Source organism: Psychromonas ossibalaenae ATCC BAA-1528 (assembly GCF_000381745.1).
GTDB lineage: Bacteria > Pseudomonadota > Gammaproteobacteria > Enterobacterales > Psychromonadaceae > Psychromonas > Psychromonas ossibalaenae.
Window position 1 is genome coordinate 29,094 of record NZ_KB906975.1, and the last position, 15,399, is coordinate 44,492.

Below are 15,399 nucleotides of genomic sequence, written 5' to 3' on the forward strand. Positions count from 1 at the left end.
CCCTTTATTCTTACGGGGGGCGTATTTAATAGTGATAAGCAGATCAAAAAAAAGAGTTTTATTTGCTTGTTTTTTCAGCGATGTTAAGGGGGTGTTACAGGGATGTAGGGCTTAGTTAGAATCTCTTTGGTATCACTAAAATGGCAACTACATACAGGGGGGGGATCGCTATTGATTTGCTAGAACTTGAATAGTGAAAATCGTCTATTTATCTGTTTTTAACAATTTAAACTCAAAGTAAAAAAATGAACAAAATAAAAAATATATTGAGATAAAACTGTGGAAGAAAAAGCTTAATTATAAGGGAATTACGTTATGTCATATCACATAACTCGTTTTACAACATTATATATAGGAGGCTTATACGTTTCATTTATTATTCCAATCTGTGTCATCATGGTGCTGCTAAAGAACAATTAATGAAGGTAAATCTAGGGGGTAATTAGCAAAATAAACTATCCGAACGCAGGTTAAATAAAGTCAGAAATTGTGTTTGCCAGGGGATGTCTACCTTAATAATCTGTCATTCCTGTTTAGTGCCATTTCTACTGAAATGACACTGGTTTTTGAACACTATCAATTAATGCAATGCGCTTTTAGGTATAGGAATTCAACACCTTATTGGGTATTTCTGTCGGCTGCCATGTATCCCCGGTCCTATCTAACCTCATCACCCGTTCCTGCTTGTCATAGGTATTTAATATATGAAGCCTTTGAAAGCAGTGCCTCTCGCATACCTTTGCTGATTGAACTATAGGCATGCCTGAACTTAGCTGTAAGTCACCTGAGAGGTGTGAAAAAGAGAAGTGATAATTTTTTAGCCAATAACATAATACCTATATTGACGGCTCAAACTGCCGATAAATTTAAACTGAAAATCAGAAATCTCCGTTTTAAAAACACCCTGCAAATTTGGAATTGTACCTCTTCAAAATTTAAAGATGCGATTGAGGTTATTTAATATTTTTCTTTTTAACTGCTGGTAATCAAGTTGAAAACAGAGCCGGGCGTGTTGACCCTGGGGGGGAAGAGAGGCATTGAAAGCATTGGCGCAAAGCCACTTTGACTGCAAACACCTTCTCTGTAGAGGTTTCTAGTGCTTCAAGGTTATGGTGTAAGCGCTGCTCTGACTGGGAGTTAACAACTTTAGATCGTGTACGGTTTCTTGGGGCTGTTTCTAGTTATTCTGTGGCTGCTGGTTTTGCAGTAGTGGAAACTACTTTTCAAAGAGTCTCCACTACTGCGTTAAGCAAGTACCAATAGGGTATTGGTACTGTTATTTTGTTATTTTGTTACGGCAGTTGGTACGGACTCTGCTAGCTCTTCGACAGCTGCCTGCTTCTTTTCAAAGCGAGAAATCCACCAGTAAGCAAGAGCAGAGAATACCGCTGTCATAAATACATTGATAAAGAAGGCATTAACTAGATCAACACCCGTTGGGAATGCAGATGCTGTCATGCTTACAATAAAGATAGTGATAAGAACCGATACTACGCCCATGCCCACTTTTCGAGATCCCATGCGGAAATCACGAGGCATATCATCATGCTTCCAGCGCAGTACAAAGTAAGCTGCCATAATAAAGATAGGCGGCAGCATCGCTGTACCTGCTGTGAGATTAATTGCTGTATTCATCATCTCTTGTACAGATTCAGAACCAAAACCATTTACGATTAACATGACAAATACGAATGCAAACTGCCACCATGCCGCACGGAAAGGAACACCATGCTCGTTCAGTTCAGTTGTTTTTTCGCCGTATACACCTTTAGGGATTTCAGAAAAGTGAATTTTAACGGGAGCTGCAGTCCACATCATCATTGAACCAAACATTGCGATAAACAGTACAATACCTACAAAGCGGCCTACCAGGGCTTCAGAAACATTAAAGTACTGAGCCATACCGGTAAAGATTTCAACCATACCACCGGCATAGGTTAGATCTTCACGAGCAACAAATACGTTAACCAGCAGTGAACCTACTGCGTACATTGCACCGATAAGAACACCCGCTGCGATAATGACCTTTATGAAGGTCTTTTGACCGCCTTTTACATCTTTTAAGTAAGCAGCTGCTGTTTCTGCACCACCTGCCGCCTGGAAGATCCAGCACATAATACCCAGGGTTGCCCAGTTAATCGTAGGCGACATCGCTGTTAATGTGATCGGCTCTGCTGGAACATGGTCACCACCGAGTGCCATTAACGCGCCTATAAGATAGATAGCGAACAGGGCAAGAACACCATAAGTAACAAGCTCTGCAATATTACCTAACCAGGAAGCACCTTTTGTTGATATATGTGTTGCAAGGGCAAATAGCGCAATGGAGATCATCGAAGTTACTACCGGAGAGAAGGTATATTCATAACCCAGCATTGCGTATGAAGCATAAGAAATAACATTAGGCAGCAGAGAAATAAACCAGAACAGGTTTACAAACCAGTAAAGGAAAGAGCCCAGGTAGGCCATTTTTGTTCCTAATGGTTTTTTCAACCAGTCATACATACCTGATTCTGAGTTTTTATTAGCAGATACAAACTCTGCAATAATGAAAACAAAGGGAATAAAATACACAATAGTAGCAAGCAGGAAGATAGGGGCTGAGCTCAAGCCCAGCTCGATATTATTATTAACGATATTACGGACGTTAAATACCGCTACGAGTGTCATTGACAATAGGGCAAACTTACCTATTGTCCCGCGCAAAGATGTAGACATACAACTCTCCAGTTATAAAAAATTTAGTTAGATTTAGCGGCTCGATCACTGCTGATAAAAGCCGCCGTGTTATGCAAAAAATTATTTGTTTAAAAAGTAACCATCTTCAACGGTCACTTTAAGCACGACTTTACGTACCCGGCTGTCACCGTGAAAACGATAGGCTTTGTTATTGTCAAAAACGGCAACTTGTCCTTGAGACAGTTTTTGTGATTGTCCCTGTCCACGTAGAAACTCCCGGTCAGTTTCATCTTGATAAGCATGCTTTATATCTAGCGCATCTTTATCCGCAGTCTCGACTGACTCGCCACCTTCAAGGTAATAATGGACATCAAAGTAACGTCGGTTAGCAATGAAATCTGAAGTGTTTTCGGCAACACCATCCTGGATCATGTATACCAGAGAATCACCAATCGAATACATAACGCCGTCTTTTAGTTTTTCTAAATTTTCAATTGCTTCAATACAACGATTCCATTTACGACCGTCGCGGTAAACTTCTTTAAACTGTGTTAAATCATCTAAAATAATCATTATTTTTCCCCGCCTTCTTCGATGTTATCTGCACAGGTAAATGTGTGTTGTGATAATGTGCCTGCTGTGCCGCTTCCCCCGTGAAACGGTACGAGCGTTAAGGCATATTGGAAATCCTGCATATAAACACGGTATGAATCTAATACTTCAGAGCCCCATGAATTTGAACCTAAGCCCATCAACTTATGGTCAAGGTTAACGGTAATAAAACCGCTTTCTGCAAGTTCAATAGTATGCTGTGCCTGGTGTAAGTTTTGGCTGGTGTAATACCAGGCACTAAAGTTAATTTCCTGCTCTGGTTTAATAAATAAACCCGAACCGTGGCGATTGGCTAAAGATGCCCAGCGCACATTCTGGCGGTTACCATTATTTTGCGGGAATGGATAATTCTCAAACATATCCGCAACCGTTGTCTGGTAAACATCAATTAGATTTGCCTGCTGACTGTCCTGGTAGTTTTCTTCCGGACCTCGGCCGTAATACTGGACTTGATCAAATTCGTTAATGATACCGAGATCTAAACCAAGTACGGGGATTACATGCGGATATTCACCATACTTTTCAGCAGACAGCTGAATATTAAGCTGGCCTTCTTTATTGACCTCGTAGACGTAAGTGCAGCGCATACCAAAATCAAATACAGGCGGTGCAATAATGCTGCTTACTGTGAATATGACTTTGCCGTTAACTTGTTCAACAGTCATTGAACGGAAGTGTTCCTGCATAATCTGCAGGTGAGCCGGTTCCCACAGACCGTCATGTTCCTGTTTGTGGTTATCGACCATAGGTTTAAAGAAATTAAGTTTCGGCGAGCTGGCAATCAACTCTTTGCCGTTTGTTGTCCAAGAGGTTAACTTACCGTTTAATTTCGAGAAATTAAGACTGAAGTTAAGACCTGTAACCAGGTAGTCCAACTGTGTTTCTTGAATTTCAAGTGCAGTGGCATTGTTGTTAGTAAATGCAGGCTGCTGTTGTGTATTCTCTTTTAGCTGTACCTGGTATACCGCAATGTCGTGATTGACTTCACTGTACAAGGTGCGGGAATCTTTACGAACGGTAAAGTTAATAAAGGTTTCACGGTCGTCAAGCTGTGTCATTTGAAGTTCAATATCACGGCTGCTGTTTTCAGCTAAATCTTTCACTTTCAGGGTGATGCTCTGCAGTGTTTCACCTTCAGCACGAATTTCCGCTGTGATGGTGTAATCATCAAGGTTGGAAAACCACAGTTTATTATCAACAGTGAAAATACCGTTTTGAGCATCTTTAGCACGAATTTTTACCGGAGCAATAACTTGTTTATATTCTTTAAGGCCGGGTCCCGGCGTTTGATCTGAATAGACTAATCCATCCATGCAGAAGTTATAATTATTCGGGTAATCACCGTAATCACCGCCGTATTTTAAGAACTCAGTGCCGTTCTCATCTTTTGCTAGAATGCCGTGATCACACCACTCCCAGACATAGTGTCCCTGGATTGAATCATGCTTATAGAATACATTCTGGTATTCTGTTAAGCCGCCGGGGCCGTTACCCATTGCGTGTGCATATTCACAGATAATACGTGGTTTATCATGCGGGAATTCACCAAATGCATTCATTAACTGTGCACGCGAATACATAGTACTGATGATATCAACCACTTCAGCATCACGGTCTTCTTCGTAATGTACTAAACGGGTATCGTCAATGGCTTTAGCTGCCTGGTACATTGCTTTGATGTTGCAGCCGTAACCCGATTCGTTGCCGAGTGACCACATAATGATAGAGGCATGATTTTTCTGCGCATGAATATGGCGTTCAATACGCTCTACAAACACATGTTCCCATTCAGGATCGTCAGTAATACGGCTTAAATCACCAACATTTGCAAAGCCATGCGTTTCCACATCGGTTTCACCCATTACAAACAAACCGTAAATATCACATAGTTCATAAAAGCGCGGGTCATTTGGGTAGTGTGCTGTTCGTACCGAATTAATATTATGCTGTTTCATCAGGATAATATCTTTTTCAACACGGGCCATACCAACCGCACGACCTTTCAAATGGTCATTATCATGACGGTTAACACCGTGTAACATGACATATTTATTATTGATGTAGAACAGACCGTCACGGACTTTAATATCACGGAAACCAACACGATGAGGGATGATCTCAAGGGTGTTACCCTGTGCATCTTTATGAGTCAAAATGAGCTGGTATAAATAAGGGGTTTCAGCGTTCCAATGTACCGGGCTTTCGACATTGAGACTAATGTTAACAGCCAGCTGGGAATCGAAGCTTAATGAGTCAGTTATACCTTGTGCAACAACGGTTCCTGCATCCAGTAAAGCATATTCCAGGGTATGGTTTAGTACTGTATTTTTACTTAGGTTTTCTAATTCTACCGTGCAGGATAACCGTGCATTCTGATAGTTATCATCAAAGTCAGTACGAACTGTAAAGTCCTGTACATGTACAGGCTCTTTACCGACTAAATAAACATCGCGGAAAATACCGCCAGTCCACCACATGTCCTGATCTTCAATATAGGTCGAGTCAGCCCACTGCATAACACGAACCGACAATAAGTTTTCACCTTGCTGTGCATATTCTGAGATATCAAATTCTGCAGTTAAACGGCTGCCTTTACTAAAACCAACGTAGTGACCATTTATGTACACTTCAAAGTAGGTTTCAACGCCATCAAATTTAATAATGGTTTGTTTGTCGTTCCATGTTTCACCTAATGTGAAAATACGCTGATAAGCGCCAGTAGGATTATCGCTTGGTACAAAAGGTACATCTATCGGGAATGGAAAACCTTCATCTGTATACTGAAGATCTCCGTGGCCTTCCATTTGCCACATATTTGGTACAGTTATGCTCCCCCAGGTATTCATATACTGAGAATAAAACTCATCAGGTACAAGCATTGGATTAGTAAAAAAATTAAAATTCCACTGGCCGCTTAATAACTGATAGCGGCTGCTTAATTCCCGCTGAAATGTTGCCGCGCTTTGAGTTGAGTCATATGAGAAAAAGTAAGCACGTGGTGCCATACGATTTTCATTTAGATTAAAGAAGTTTTCCCAATTGTTCATATTTACCCTCCGGTTAATACCGAGCGTTAAGTTAATAAATTCTATTGGTAAATATTAACTAAAACTTTAACTAAATATAATGGGTGTGTTTAATAGATTTTAACTAGATCACATTTTTAATGGTAACGCGCGCTTAAAGCATCGTTATTTGTCGCTTTAATGCTTATGACAATAAAAGATAAACAGGATCTAGAAAGGTTGTGCTGACAGTGAGAGGGGTAATAGAGCAGGCTAGATAAATATCCTTTCTGCTCTAGGTTATTAAGTGAGCGGGAGATCATAATTATCCCAATCCCACTAATTAAATGATCTGCTTAGGTGTAGGAAAAAGGAGTGAACGCAAGGCGTTTATTGCAGTAACTGGTTGGTCTAATTGAAATTGACAACCAGCATAAATGAATAGAAATTAATGGATTGGGTATTGTACCCAGCCGCCTGCAGATACACCTGCAAGTGGTTTGGGTCTATTTAGTGGTATTACGCAATCTCAGGCTGCTTGGAATATTGACATAGACAGGTATTTTTCTTTGATCTCGACGTCGTTCAATCAGTAAATTAATACCTTGGCTGCCCATTAGTTCAGAATGAATCCGAAAAGTAGATAGTGAAGGGAAGGTAAATTTTGCCGTTGGGATATCATTAACACTAATTAATGCAATATCATCTGGAATGCTTAACCCTTTTTCGTGGATGGCCCGTAATACACCAATGGCGATGGAGTCTGAGGCAATAAAAAAAGCATTAGGGTGATCATGATTAAGCATTTTTTTGGCTAATTTATAACCCGATGAACTCGAAAAATCACCACGATAAATATCTGATTCTGAAACAACGCCTTTTAATCTACCGTATTCGGTGAAGGCTTCTTCGCGAATGTCAGGAATGTCATCTTGATCGCGCCCTCCAATCAATCCTATTCTGTTATAGCCTTGATTTATAAAGAAATTAATAACTTCTCTACTAATGCGAGTCAGGTCGACATTAACACAGTCAAAATCTTGTTCATGATCAACATGATCGATGTAAACAATATTATTGGTTAATAGTTTGATCGATTCAAGCTGCTTTTCATTTTGGCGGCCAATTAATAGTACACCGTCAATTTTTTGATTTTTGATATCTAGGCTGCTTTCATAACTACTTGTTAAGTTGACATTAAATTTCTCGCATTGAGTTTCAATACCATGTCGGATAGCCAGATAGTAAGGGTCATTAATTTCTGTTTCCTGCTTGTAATTATAAAGAGCGAAAATGTGCAGCTGCTGATTATTTAATACAGGTAAGTTAGAAGACAATTTTCGAGTTGAGCTTGTTGTATATTCTAGTTTTTCTGCAATTTCAAATATCCGCCGCTTAGTTTCCTCTTTTACGCTTAAATTTGGATCTTCATTTAATACACGTGAGACTGTCGCTGACGAAACATTCGCTTCATGAGCTATTTCCTTTAAGGTAGCCATTTATTCTCCAACAGGTAAGTTTCTCATTTATTTGCAGTTATTCTACTCAGAAAATGAAAAATGTGATACTCAAACCTTGTTTTAGTAAAGTTATTTGCTTTTGTTTTTAGTAAATGACTTATGTCTGACCGCTATATAGCCCAACCATTTGAGTATGATGATGATGCTTTACAGGGCAGGGGGTCAATGTGAAAAACGTTGTGAAGTGCACTGTATTCAGATCATCTGAGACTGTCTAAGGTGATCCTGCTGTTGTACGGGTTAACTCAACCCCTGATATATTGAAAGCTACTCCACTGATGAAACCTGTTTTTCTATTCAAATATTTTATGATGACGCTTATCTTATCCATGTGCAGATTGTCTGTCACTGTTAAATAACGGATAAAAAAAAGCCCGCTTGATTTATTAGCGGGCTTGAACAGCTTTTAGGAGGCTTATTTATTTTTCAGTTTTTTGCTCGGCAAAAAACTCATTGTATAACATATATAAATGCGCCGCACTCCATGAGAAGTTAGGTGCACCTTGTTGTGCGCCGTTTAACGGGTTGTAATTTTCCCGGATCGGGCCGTCTTCTACAAGACCGTCAGCGTTCTGGAAGAATTTATTCGCTAACTCTACTGCCTGATCATGGTAGCCGTACTGTTCCATGCCGCGTACACCGAAGTAGAATTGATCTACCCATACACGTCCGCGCCAGTAAATATCAGCACCGAAAGCCGGGCTTTGTTGTGATGCAGTACCCAGAGGAACAAAGGTATTGAACTCGTCTTTATTTAACATTGTTTTAATAACAATATCGGCTTGTTCCTGAGTCGCTGCGCCGTTAAACAGTGGTGACCAGCCTTCAGGACCTTTACCGCGCTCTACAATCGGTTTACCTGCACAGCCGTTGTCCATCTCTGTTTCTTCGATACGAATATCGTAATAATATCCGCTTTTCTCATCAAACATACAGGTATTGATGTAAGAAGCGATATCTGCTGATTTTTGACGGAACTCTGCCGCATCGGCCGGTTTACCTAAAAGATCAGCCATCTCGGCTAAATATTTGTTATCACTGTACATGTAACTTGCCTGGTCGACAGACTCCTGCAGTAGTGAGTAACCGATCAGCTGACCTGATTCATCACGGTTTTCTGCAAACTGTACTTCCCAGTCTTTACGTGAACCACCGTCTTCTACATATTTTTTCAGCTGATCTTCATCAATGAAACCGAATACTGCCGCGTCGTCACGACCGGACTCCCATGAAGCCGCTGTCTGTGCCGGAATTTCGATATTATCGTATTCGCCAGAGGCAATCAGGCTGTTGTATTTCTCAATGCCCTGAAGCTGCGTTTCCTTACCGTTAATAGTGGCTGTGAACAGTAGTTGACCGTCCGGGGTATTATGTGCTTTATCTACCGCAGCACCGTATTCTGGAATGCCGTTACCGTTATGGTCGCGGTTACGCAGCCACCAGTCATGGTAAGCCACCAGTTGTGGATACATCTCTTCAAGCCAGGCTTTATCTTGAGTAGTATTGTAAACTTCCATTACAGCCCATGATGCCAGACTTGGTTTAGTATTACGCTCATTCCAGTTACCGCCGTCACCGCCGCGTTCCGGGCTAAGGTTGTAAGCTAATAAATCGGGTACGTAACCTGCATCATAAGGGCGTACTTTATCATCGGCCTGAATCTGGTAAGCAAACATTGCACGGATATTTTCTTTAGCCACTTCCGGGTTGAAGTGTGCCATTGCGTAAGCCTGTTTCCAGGTATCCCAAGGCCAGGTCTGGTTACCTGAGAACCAGCGCGCAGTAACCGAAGGTGTTACTGAGTCATGTTTCATGGCACCGGCAGCACCACGCCAGTTGCCGTTAAGTGTCTCAATGGATTTAACCGCAACACGCGCCTGCTCTTCTGTTGCACTTTTATTGGTTAAACCAAGTGTCAGATATTGTTCCCAGCGTTTATCTGACTGTTCCTGATAGCTAAGCGGATCGGCTAATACTGCCTTGATCTTAGCCTGTTCCGCCAGGTTCTCATCTGCTGTTAAAACATGCGTATAGGTGGTATAAAAAGTGGTGTCAGAGTCGATTTTAGCTGTTGAGGTAAAGCTTAAACCGTCAACCTTTGTGTCTGCTTTAATAGTTTTATTTACCTGATATTCAGACTCACCAGAGGTTAACAGATCCCATGTTGAGCGTACTTTACCGAAGGTAACTTTCAGGCCGTTATCGGTGGCTGCAATTTTACGATCGTATTCCGGATAGGTTTCAGAAACCGATTTATCCGACTGCTGTACGCCTTCTGCTGCATGTGAGCCTTCAATCAGCTGTCCGTCCCAGACTAAGGTTAATTCACTATCGGTATCTATTTTAGTTTCTACTAATGAGGTGCGGTTAGTGGCAAAGCGTAAATGCATTTCAACTTTTACACCATCAGCTGTTAGAACCTGCACCAGTGATCCTGGTAAGCTGTAAACTTCCATAGCAAAGTCTACTTTTTTACCCTCTTTGAATACCGTCAGGCGATCAAAATTGGTTGCCATAAAGTTAATGTATTCTTCGGTTAACAGAGCTGTACCCGGGAATCCGCCCATGCTGTCTTTATTGTCTGGTAATAAGTGACCATGCCATGCTCCCAGATCAAAAAACGGGTTAAAGCGCTGGTGCTCATCAAAGTCGTAATCGCGCATATAATCCGGTGAGCCGGTGCGGTCGATAACATTTTTAAAGGAGTTAACTAATGCTGCATTGTGCTGTGCTGCAGCCGCTGATTCAGCAGCTGCTTGATCGTTTGTCGTATTACATGCGCTTAAAGTAAGTGCAGAAACAACGGCTAGTGCGCAGAGTGATTTATTCATTTTCATTATTTATTCCTCGTTATTACCAGTAGAAGTACTGCATTGCAAATAGTGATGCATCACCTGATTCTGTGTCGTCACCCACTGCAAATTTAATATCAAAAGCACTTGCATAAGCGCCGTCACCGTATTCATACCAGACGCCGGTATTGATATATGAGGTGATACGGTCTTCTTCGTTTTCAACTTCATTATTGGCGTAGGTGTAACCGGCAGATAAATACACACCCGGTGCGGCTTCATACCATGCACTGGTCATAAAACCTGTTTCTTTGCCGTTGCCTGCTTCATTGCCTCGGTCAGTATCATGCCAGGCACGCGCTGCAAAATTGTGGTACTCAGCACCGATTAAATACAACTCACCAGCACCGTCACGTACTTCTGCACCACCTAATAGAGTCAGGTTGTCCATTGCATCGTACTGGACATAACCATTCACCATGGCATTCAGAGTATATTTATCTGCATAACTGTCATATTTACCAAAATGTACAAATGAATCATCTTCGTTGAAATCGGACTCTGGTGCCGCAGAAATGCTGTAGCGGAGCTTGCCTTCTAGATTTTGTATTTTTACACCTACATTTAAATCTCGGGTGTTTGAAATAGCATAACCATATTCAACCGTAGCATCTCCCCACCACTGAATATCATCTAGTGATGAATCCAGGCGTCCGGCTATAATCTCAGTTTGACCATCAGTGCGGTAACCAGCGTAAAAGCGGTTTACTCCGCCTTCAAACCCGCCCCAGCCGTGGCCTGTTGCCCAAGGGTTGCCTTCGTCATCGACCTGTACCGTCCAGCCTTCCATATAAGCTAAACCAAACCAGTTACCCGTATCAAAGGCCAGTCCACCCTCAATATAAGTGCCGTCGCCATAACGGCCTTTCTCTTCACCTTCTAGTGCAGTATGTCCGCCAAAGCCGACCTCACCGTAAAAATCCCAGATAGATTCCTTTCCCTCTCCAACATGAGCATCTTTACCGTGTATTTCATGTACTTCTTCTGCGCTGGCGTAACCTGTTGCTAGAAGGCCTGCAATGAGCACGGATAGGGTTGTTTTTTTCATAGTAATTAATCCTTCGAGAATTTTTCGCTGCATTGTTTACTGCACCGAAAGTTTGTTAATTGTTTGTTAATGTTTGCGAAATTAATGCCGTGTTTTATTAAACGATTTTGATGCCCGGCTGCATTAAGCGTTCAGGGCTTAACAGAACACTTTCTGACTCGTCTTCAGTCTCTGCACAGAGCAGCATGCACTCGGACAGTTCACCGCGCATTTTTGCTTTAGCCAGGTTGGTTAAAACTACTACTTGTTTACCCAGCAGTTGTTCTTCGCTGTAATAGGGAACCAGACTGGTTACCGTCTGCAGTGTTTTTTCACCGATATCAACCTGTACGATATACAGCTTGTCGGCATTCTCGTGGCGGACCACTTGACTGATATTACCAACACGAATATCTAACTTTGCAAAATCACCGTATGAAATTGTATTCATCTAATGCCTCTGTATTAAAAAGCGTTTATAGCTATTTTATGTTTAAATTCAGATAGTAATGGAGTTGTAGTAGATGCATAATGTATGGCTTTATATTTAAGCTATGTCTCTATTACCATCTAGGTACAATGTTTTACTAAAACGTAATGTAAACTTTTACTAATCTCTTGTAAAGGTGGCTGGGGTATATCTGGTTAAAAAATGTGAAGTTAGTTAAAGTTTTACTAAAATCTTGTTTTTGGTGAGCCGGGTGTTTATCATTGACTTAATATTTAATACTGAAAGGGACAGTTAATGGCTACGCTTAAAGAGATTGCTGAAGAAGCATCTGTATCACTGGCAACAGTATCAAGAGTGCTTAACGATGATCCAACGTTAAGTGTTAAACAGGAAACTAAACGTAAGGTATTGGAAATAGCTGAAAAGCTTCAATATAAAGCAGTTAGCGCCAGAAAAAGTAAGGTCCCGAAAATCCGCCGCTTGTGTTTTGCCGCTGTGTATACCTATCCTCAGGATATTGAGTTCAGTGATCCCTATTATTTATCTATTCGTCATGGTATTGAGACACAATGTAATAAGCTTAATATCGATCTGCTGAGTTATTATGATGCTCAGGTTAGTGAAGTAGACAGTAGTGTTGACGGTATTTTAATCATCGGCCGTTTACAGCCGGACAGTCTGGGTAAGCTGGCGGATATTACTCCGCACCTGCTGTATATTGATTATAGTGATCCGCACAAAAAGATTGACTGTGTTGATGTTGATCTGCAGCAGATTAGTGTCGATGTACTTAATTTCTTTTCAAATCAAGGGTATACAAGAGTTGGTTTTATCGGTGGTCAAGACAATATCGGTGAGATTGATATCCGTGAACGTGCTTTTTGTGAATACGGCAGACTCAACAGCATGGTTTGTGAGCAGGATGTTTATCGCGGTACTTTCAGCAGTTCATCGGGTTATAAGACTGCAAAAACCATGCTCAGCGGCGATTACCCGCCGGCTTTGTTTATCGCATCTGATTCAATTGCCATCGGGGTGCTGCGGGCTATTAATGAAAAAGGCTTATCTATTCCGGAGGATATCGCGCTGATTAGTGTCAATGATATCCCGACAGCTAAGTTTGCTTTTCCTTCTCTAAGTACTTTCCATATTCCCTCTGAACTGATGGGGGTTCAAGGGGTAAACCTGCTTCTGGAGCAGGAACGTGATCACCGTACAATTCCAGTTCGTTTGACTATTCCCAGTGAGCTTAAACTGCGTGGTACGACCAAAAGTAGTTAATGATAGCGGTGCTGATGCGCTCGGTTGAAGGGATAAGTGCATACTTATCCCTTTTTTGTGTCCGTGATAACGCCTGCTGTCTTTTATATATACCCGTTAGATCTTTAATTTCATGCTTAGAACCTGCTCACTTATCTACTTACTGATTTTGATATTTCAATATACACTGTCTAATCATTACTATTCAGATTAGAGTCAATTGCTGCTTGTCGTCATTTTTCATAACCATTTGATTTCAAATGGTTATGAAAAATAGTTTGTGACTATCTTCACGGAAAGCGTTTGTTTATATATTATTTAGTAAAAACATTACTAAACTGCGTGCCGTTGGTTAACAATTCTGGATCATAATGTTGAACCCTTATCTTCAGCTGCTGTTTTTAATCTTAAATGATGAAACGGTAATCTTGTCAAGATTATCCCGCACTGTGTTGGGTACCGCGATAGTATTCTTAGCCTGCCATCTAAATTAACTTAAGAATAGTGGAGGGCTATATGTCTACAACACGTGGGACCATTGGTAAATTCGCCTTATTATCGATGACTTTTGCTGCGGTTTACAGCTTCAATAATGTCATTAACAATAATATAGAAATAGGCTTATCTTCTTCGCCGATGTTCTTTATTGCAACTCTGATTTATTTTATTCCTTTTTGTTTGATTATTGCTGAGTTCGTAGCTTTAAACAAAAACTCGGAAGCCGGTGTTTATGCCTGGGTTAAAAGTTCATTAGGCGGCCGCTGGGCATTTCTGGCTGCCTACACCTACTGGTTTGTTAATCTGTTTTTCTTTACTTCATTATTACCGCGCGTTATTGCCTATGCCTCTTATGCCTTTATGGGCTATGAATATATTTTCACTCCGTGGGCAACTGCTCTTTTAAGTGCACTGCTGTTTGCTTTTGCTACTTACGTTTCAACTAACGGTGCAAAAATACTGGGACCGATTACCTCGGTAACATCCTCACTTATGCTGCTGCTGACACTTTCATATATTGTACTTTCCGGTACTGCAGTGCTTGGCGGCATTCAACCGGCAGATCCTATTACTGTGGAAGCTGTCACCCCGACTTTAAACTGGGCATTTTTTGGAGTGACGGCATGGATCTTTATGGCCGCAGGCGGGGCTGAATCTGTTGCGGTATACGTCAATGATGTCAAAGGCGGCCATAAGTCATTTGTTAAAGTTATTATTATTGCCGGTATCTTTATCGGTGCACTGTACTCAATATCATCACTACTTATTAACGTATTTGTCGTTCGAGAAGAGTTAAGTTACACAGGGGGATCGGTACAAGTTTTTGAAGGCTTGGCGACTTATTACGGTCTATCTGAAGTATTAGTCAACCGCGTGGTTGGTGTCGTTTCATTTACCGCAATGTTTGGTTCATTATTAATGTGGACAGCAACGCCGGTTAAAATCTTTTTCTCTGAAATACCTAAAGGGATCTTTGGTGAGAAAACGGTCGCACTGAATAAAAACGGCGTACCGGCACGTGCAGCATGGGCACAGTTCTTTATTGTTATCCCGCTGCTGATTATTCCAATGCTTGGCTCAGATACGGTTCAAGATCTTATGAGTACTGTGATAAACATGACCGCGGCCGCATCAATGCTGCCGCCTCTGTTCATTATGCTGGCTTATTTAAATCTACGTTTGAAATTAGATCACCTGCCTCGTGATTTTAAAATGGGCTCTCGTATTACCGGTATCGTACTTGTCTCTATCTTGATAGGCATATTCACGGTCGGTTTTCTTGCCTCAACATTTCCTACCGGTGGTGATATTGTCATGATACTCTTGTATAACGTCGGCGGCATCGTGGTCTTCTTAGGATTCGCATGGTGGAAATACAATAAATATGAACGTTCTCTTTCTGAACAGGAGAGACAGAAACAGGCTGAGGCGTCTGTTGTTTGATTCGACTTAGGCTGCATAACAAAAAACCGCATATTAATACGGTTTTTTGTAT

General features: G+C 41.3%; 9 protein-coding genes. 2 read left to right on the forward strand and 7 right to left on the reverse strand.

Annotated elements, in window-relative coordinates; translation table 11 throughout:
• Positions 1-1,284: 1,284 nt before the first annotated feature.
• The 7 genes from G327_RS0106290 to G327_RS0106320 form a co-directional block, all read right to left on the reverse strand.
• Positions 1,285-2,718, reverse strand: coding sequence for an amino acid permease (locus tag G327_RS0106290; RefSeq protein WP_019613911.1), 1,434 nt, complete (start codon positions 2,716-2,718; stop codon positions 1,285-1,287).
• Between the two features lie 81 nt (positions 2,719-2,799).
• Positions 2,800-3,252, reverse strand: a complete 453-nt coding sequence (locus G327_RS0106295; protein WP_019613912.1) for a beta-galactosidase subunit beta — start codon at positions 3,250-3,252, stop codon at positions 2,800-2,802.
• Positions 3,252-6,338 carry a beta-galactosidase subunit alpha gene (ebgA, locus tag G327_RS0106300; RefSeq protein WP_019613913.1) on the reverse strand — a complete coding sequence of 1,029 codons (3,087 nt, stop codon included), beginning with the start codon at positions 6,336-6,338 and terminating at the stop codon, positions 3,252-3,254. The genes G327_RS0106295 and ebgA overlap by 1 nt, the downstream gene beginning before the upstream one ends.
• A gap of 464 nt (positions 6,339-6,802) precedes the next feature.
• On the reverse strand, positions 6,803-7,795 hold the full coding sequence (gene ebgR / locus G327_RS0106305; protein ID WP_019613914.1) for a transcriptional regulator EbgR: 993 nt from the start codon (positions 7,793-7,795) through the stop codon (positions 6,803-6,805).
• 440 nt (positions 7,796-8,235) lie between these two features.
• On the reverse strand, positions 8,236-10,653 hold the full coding sequence (gene ygjK / locus G327_RS0106310; RefSeq protein WP_019613915.1) for an alpha-glucosidase: 2,418 nt from the start codon (positions 10,651-10,653) through the stop codon (positions 8,236-8,238).
• A 16-nt stretch (positions 10,654-10,669) separates the two neighbouring features.
• On the reverse strand, positions 10,670-11,716 hold the full coding sequence (ygjJ, locus tag G327_RS0106315; protein WP_019613916.1) for a protein YgjJ: 1,047 nt from the start codon (positions 11,714-11,716) through the stop codon (positions 10,670-10,672).
• A gap of 97 nt (positions 11,717-11,813) precedes the next feature.
• Positions 11,814-12,146 (reverse strand): tRNA-binding protein, encoded by a 333-nt coding sequence (locus G327_RS0106320; RefSeq protein ID WP_019613917.1) that lies wholly within the window; start codon positions 12,144-12,146, stop codon positions 11,814-11,816.
• Positions 12,147-12,440: 294 nt separating this feature from the next.
• Between G327_RS0106320 and ebgR (G327_RS0106325) the strand changes: the two genes are divergently transcribed.
• On the forward strand, positions 12,441-13,427 hold the full coding sequence (ebgR, locus tag G327_RS0106325; protein WP_019613918.1) for a transcriptional regulator EbgR: 987 nt from the start codon (positions 12,441-12,443) through the stop codon (positions 13,425-13,427).
• 495 nt (positions 13,428-13,922) lie between these two features.
• Entirely contained in the window at positions 13,923-15,347 is a 1,425-nt protein-coding gene (locus tag G327_RS0106330) for an amino acid permease (RefSeq protein WP_019613919.1), read from the forward strand.
• The last annotated feature ends 52 nt before the right edge of the window (positions 15,348-15,399 follow it).

What these genes read in the sequence shown, in the direction of transcription:
- ygjJ (WP_019613916.1), bottom strand. Translation starts at nt 11,716, where the DNA reads ATGAAAAAAACAACCCTATCCGTGCTCATTGCAGGCCTTCTAGCAACA.
- ebgA (WP_019613913.1), bottom strand. Translation starts at nt 6,338, where the DNA reads ATGAACAATTGGGAAAACTTCTTTAATCTAAATGAAAATCGTATGGCA.
- G327_RS0106320 (WP_019613917.1), bottom strand. Translation starts at nt 12,146, where the DNA reads ATGAATACAATTTCATACGGTGATTTTGCAAAGTTAGATATTCGTGTT.
- ebgR (WP_019613914.1), bottom strand. Translation starts at nt 7,795, where the DNA reads ATGGCTACCTTAAAGGAAATAGCTCATGAAGCGAATGTTTCGTCAGCG.
- G327_RS0106290 (WP_019613911.1), bottom strand. Translation starts at nt 2,718, where the DNA reads ATGTCTACATCTTTGCGCGGGACAATAGGTAAGTTTGCCCTATTGTCA.
- ygjK (WP_019613915.1), bottom strand. Translation starts at nt 10,653, where the DNA reads ATGAAAATGAATAAATCACTCTGCGCACTAGCCGTTGTTTCTGCACTT.
- G327_RS0106330 (WP_019613919.1), top strand. Translation starts at nt 13,923, where the DNA reads ATGTCTACAACACGTGGGACCATTGGTAAATTCGCCTTATTATCGATG.
- ebgR (WP_019613918.1), top strand. Translation starts at nt 12,441, where the DNA reads ATGGCTACGCTTAAAGAGATTGCTGAAGAAGCATCTGTATCACTGGCA.
- G327_RS0106295 (WP_019613912.1), bottom strand. Translation starts at nt 3,252, where the DNA reads ATGATTATTTTAGATGATTTAACACAGTTTAAAGAAGTTTACCGCGAC.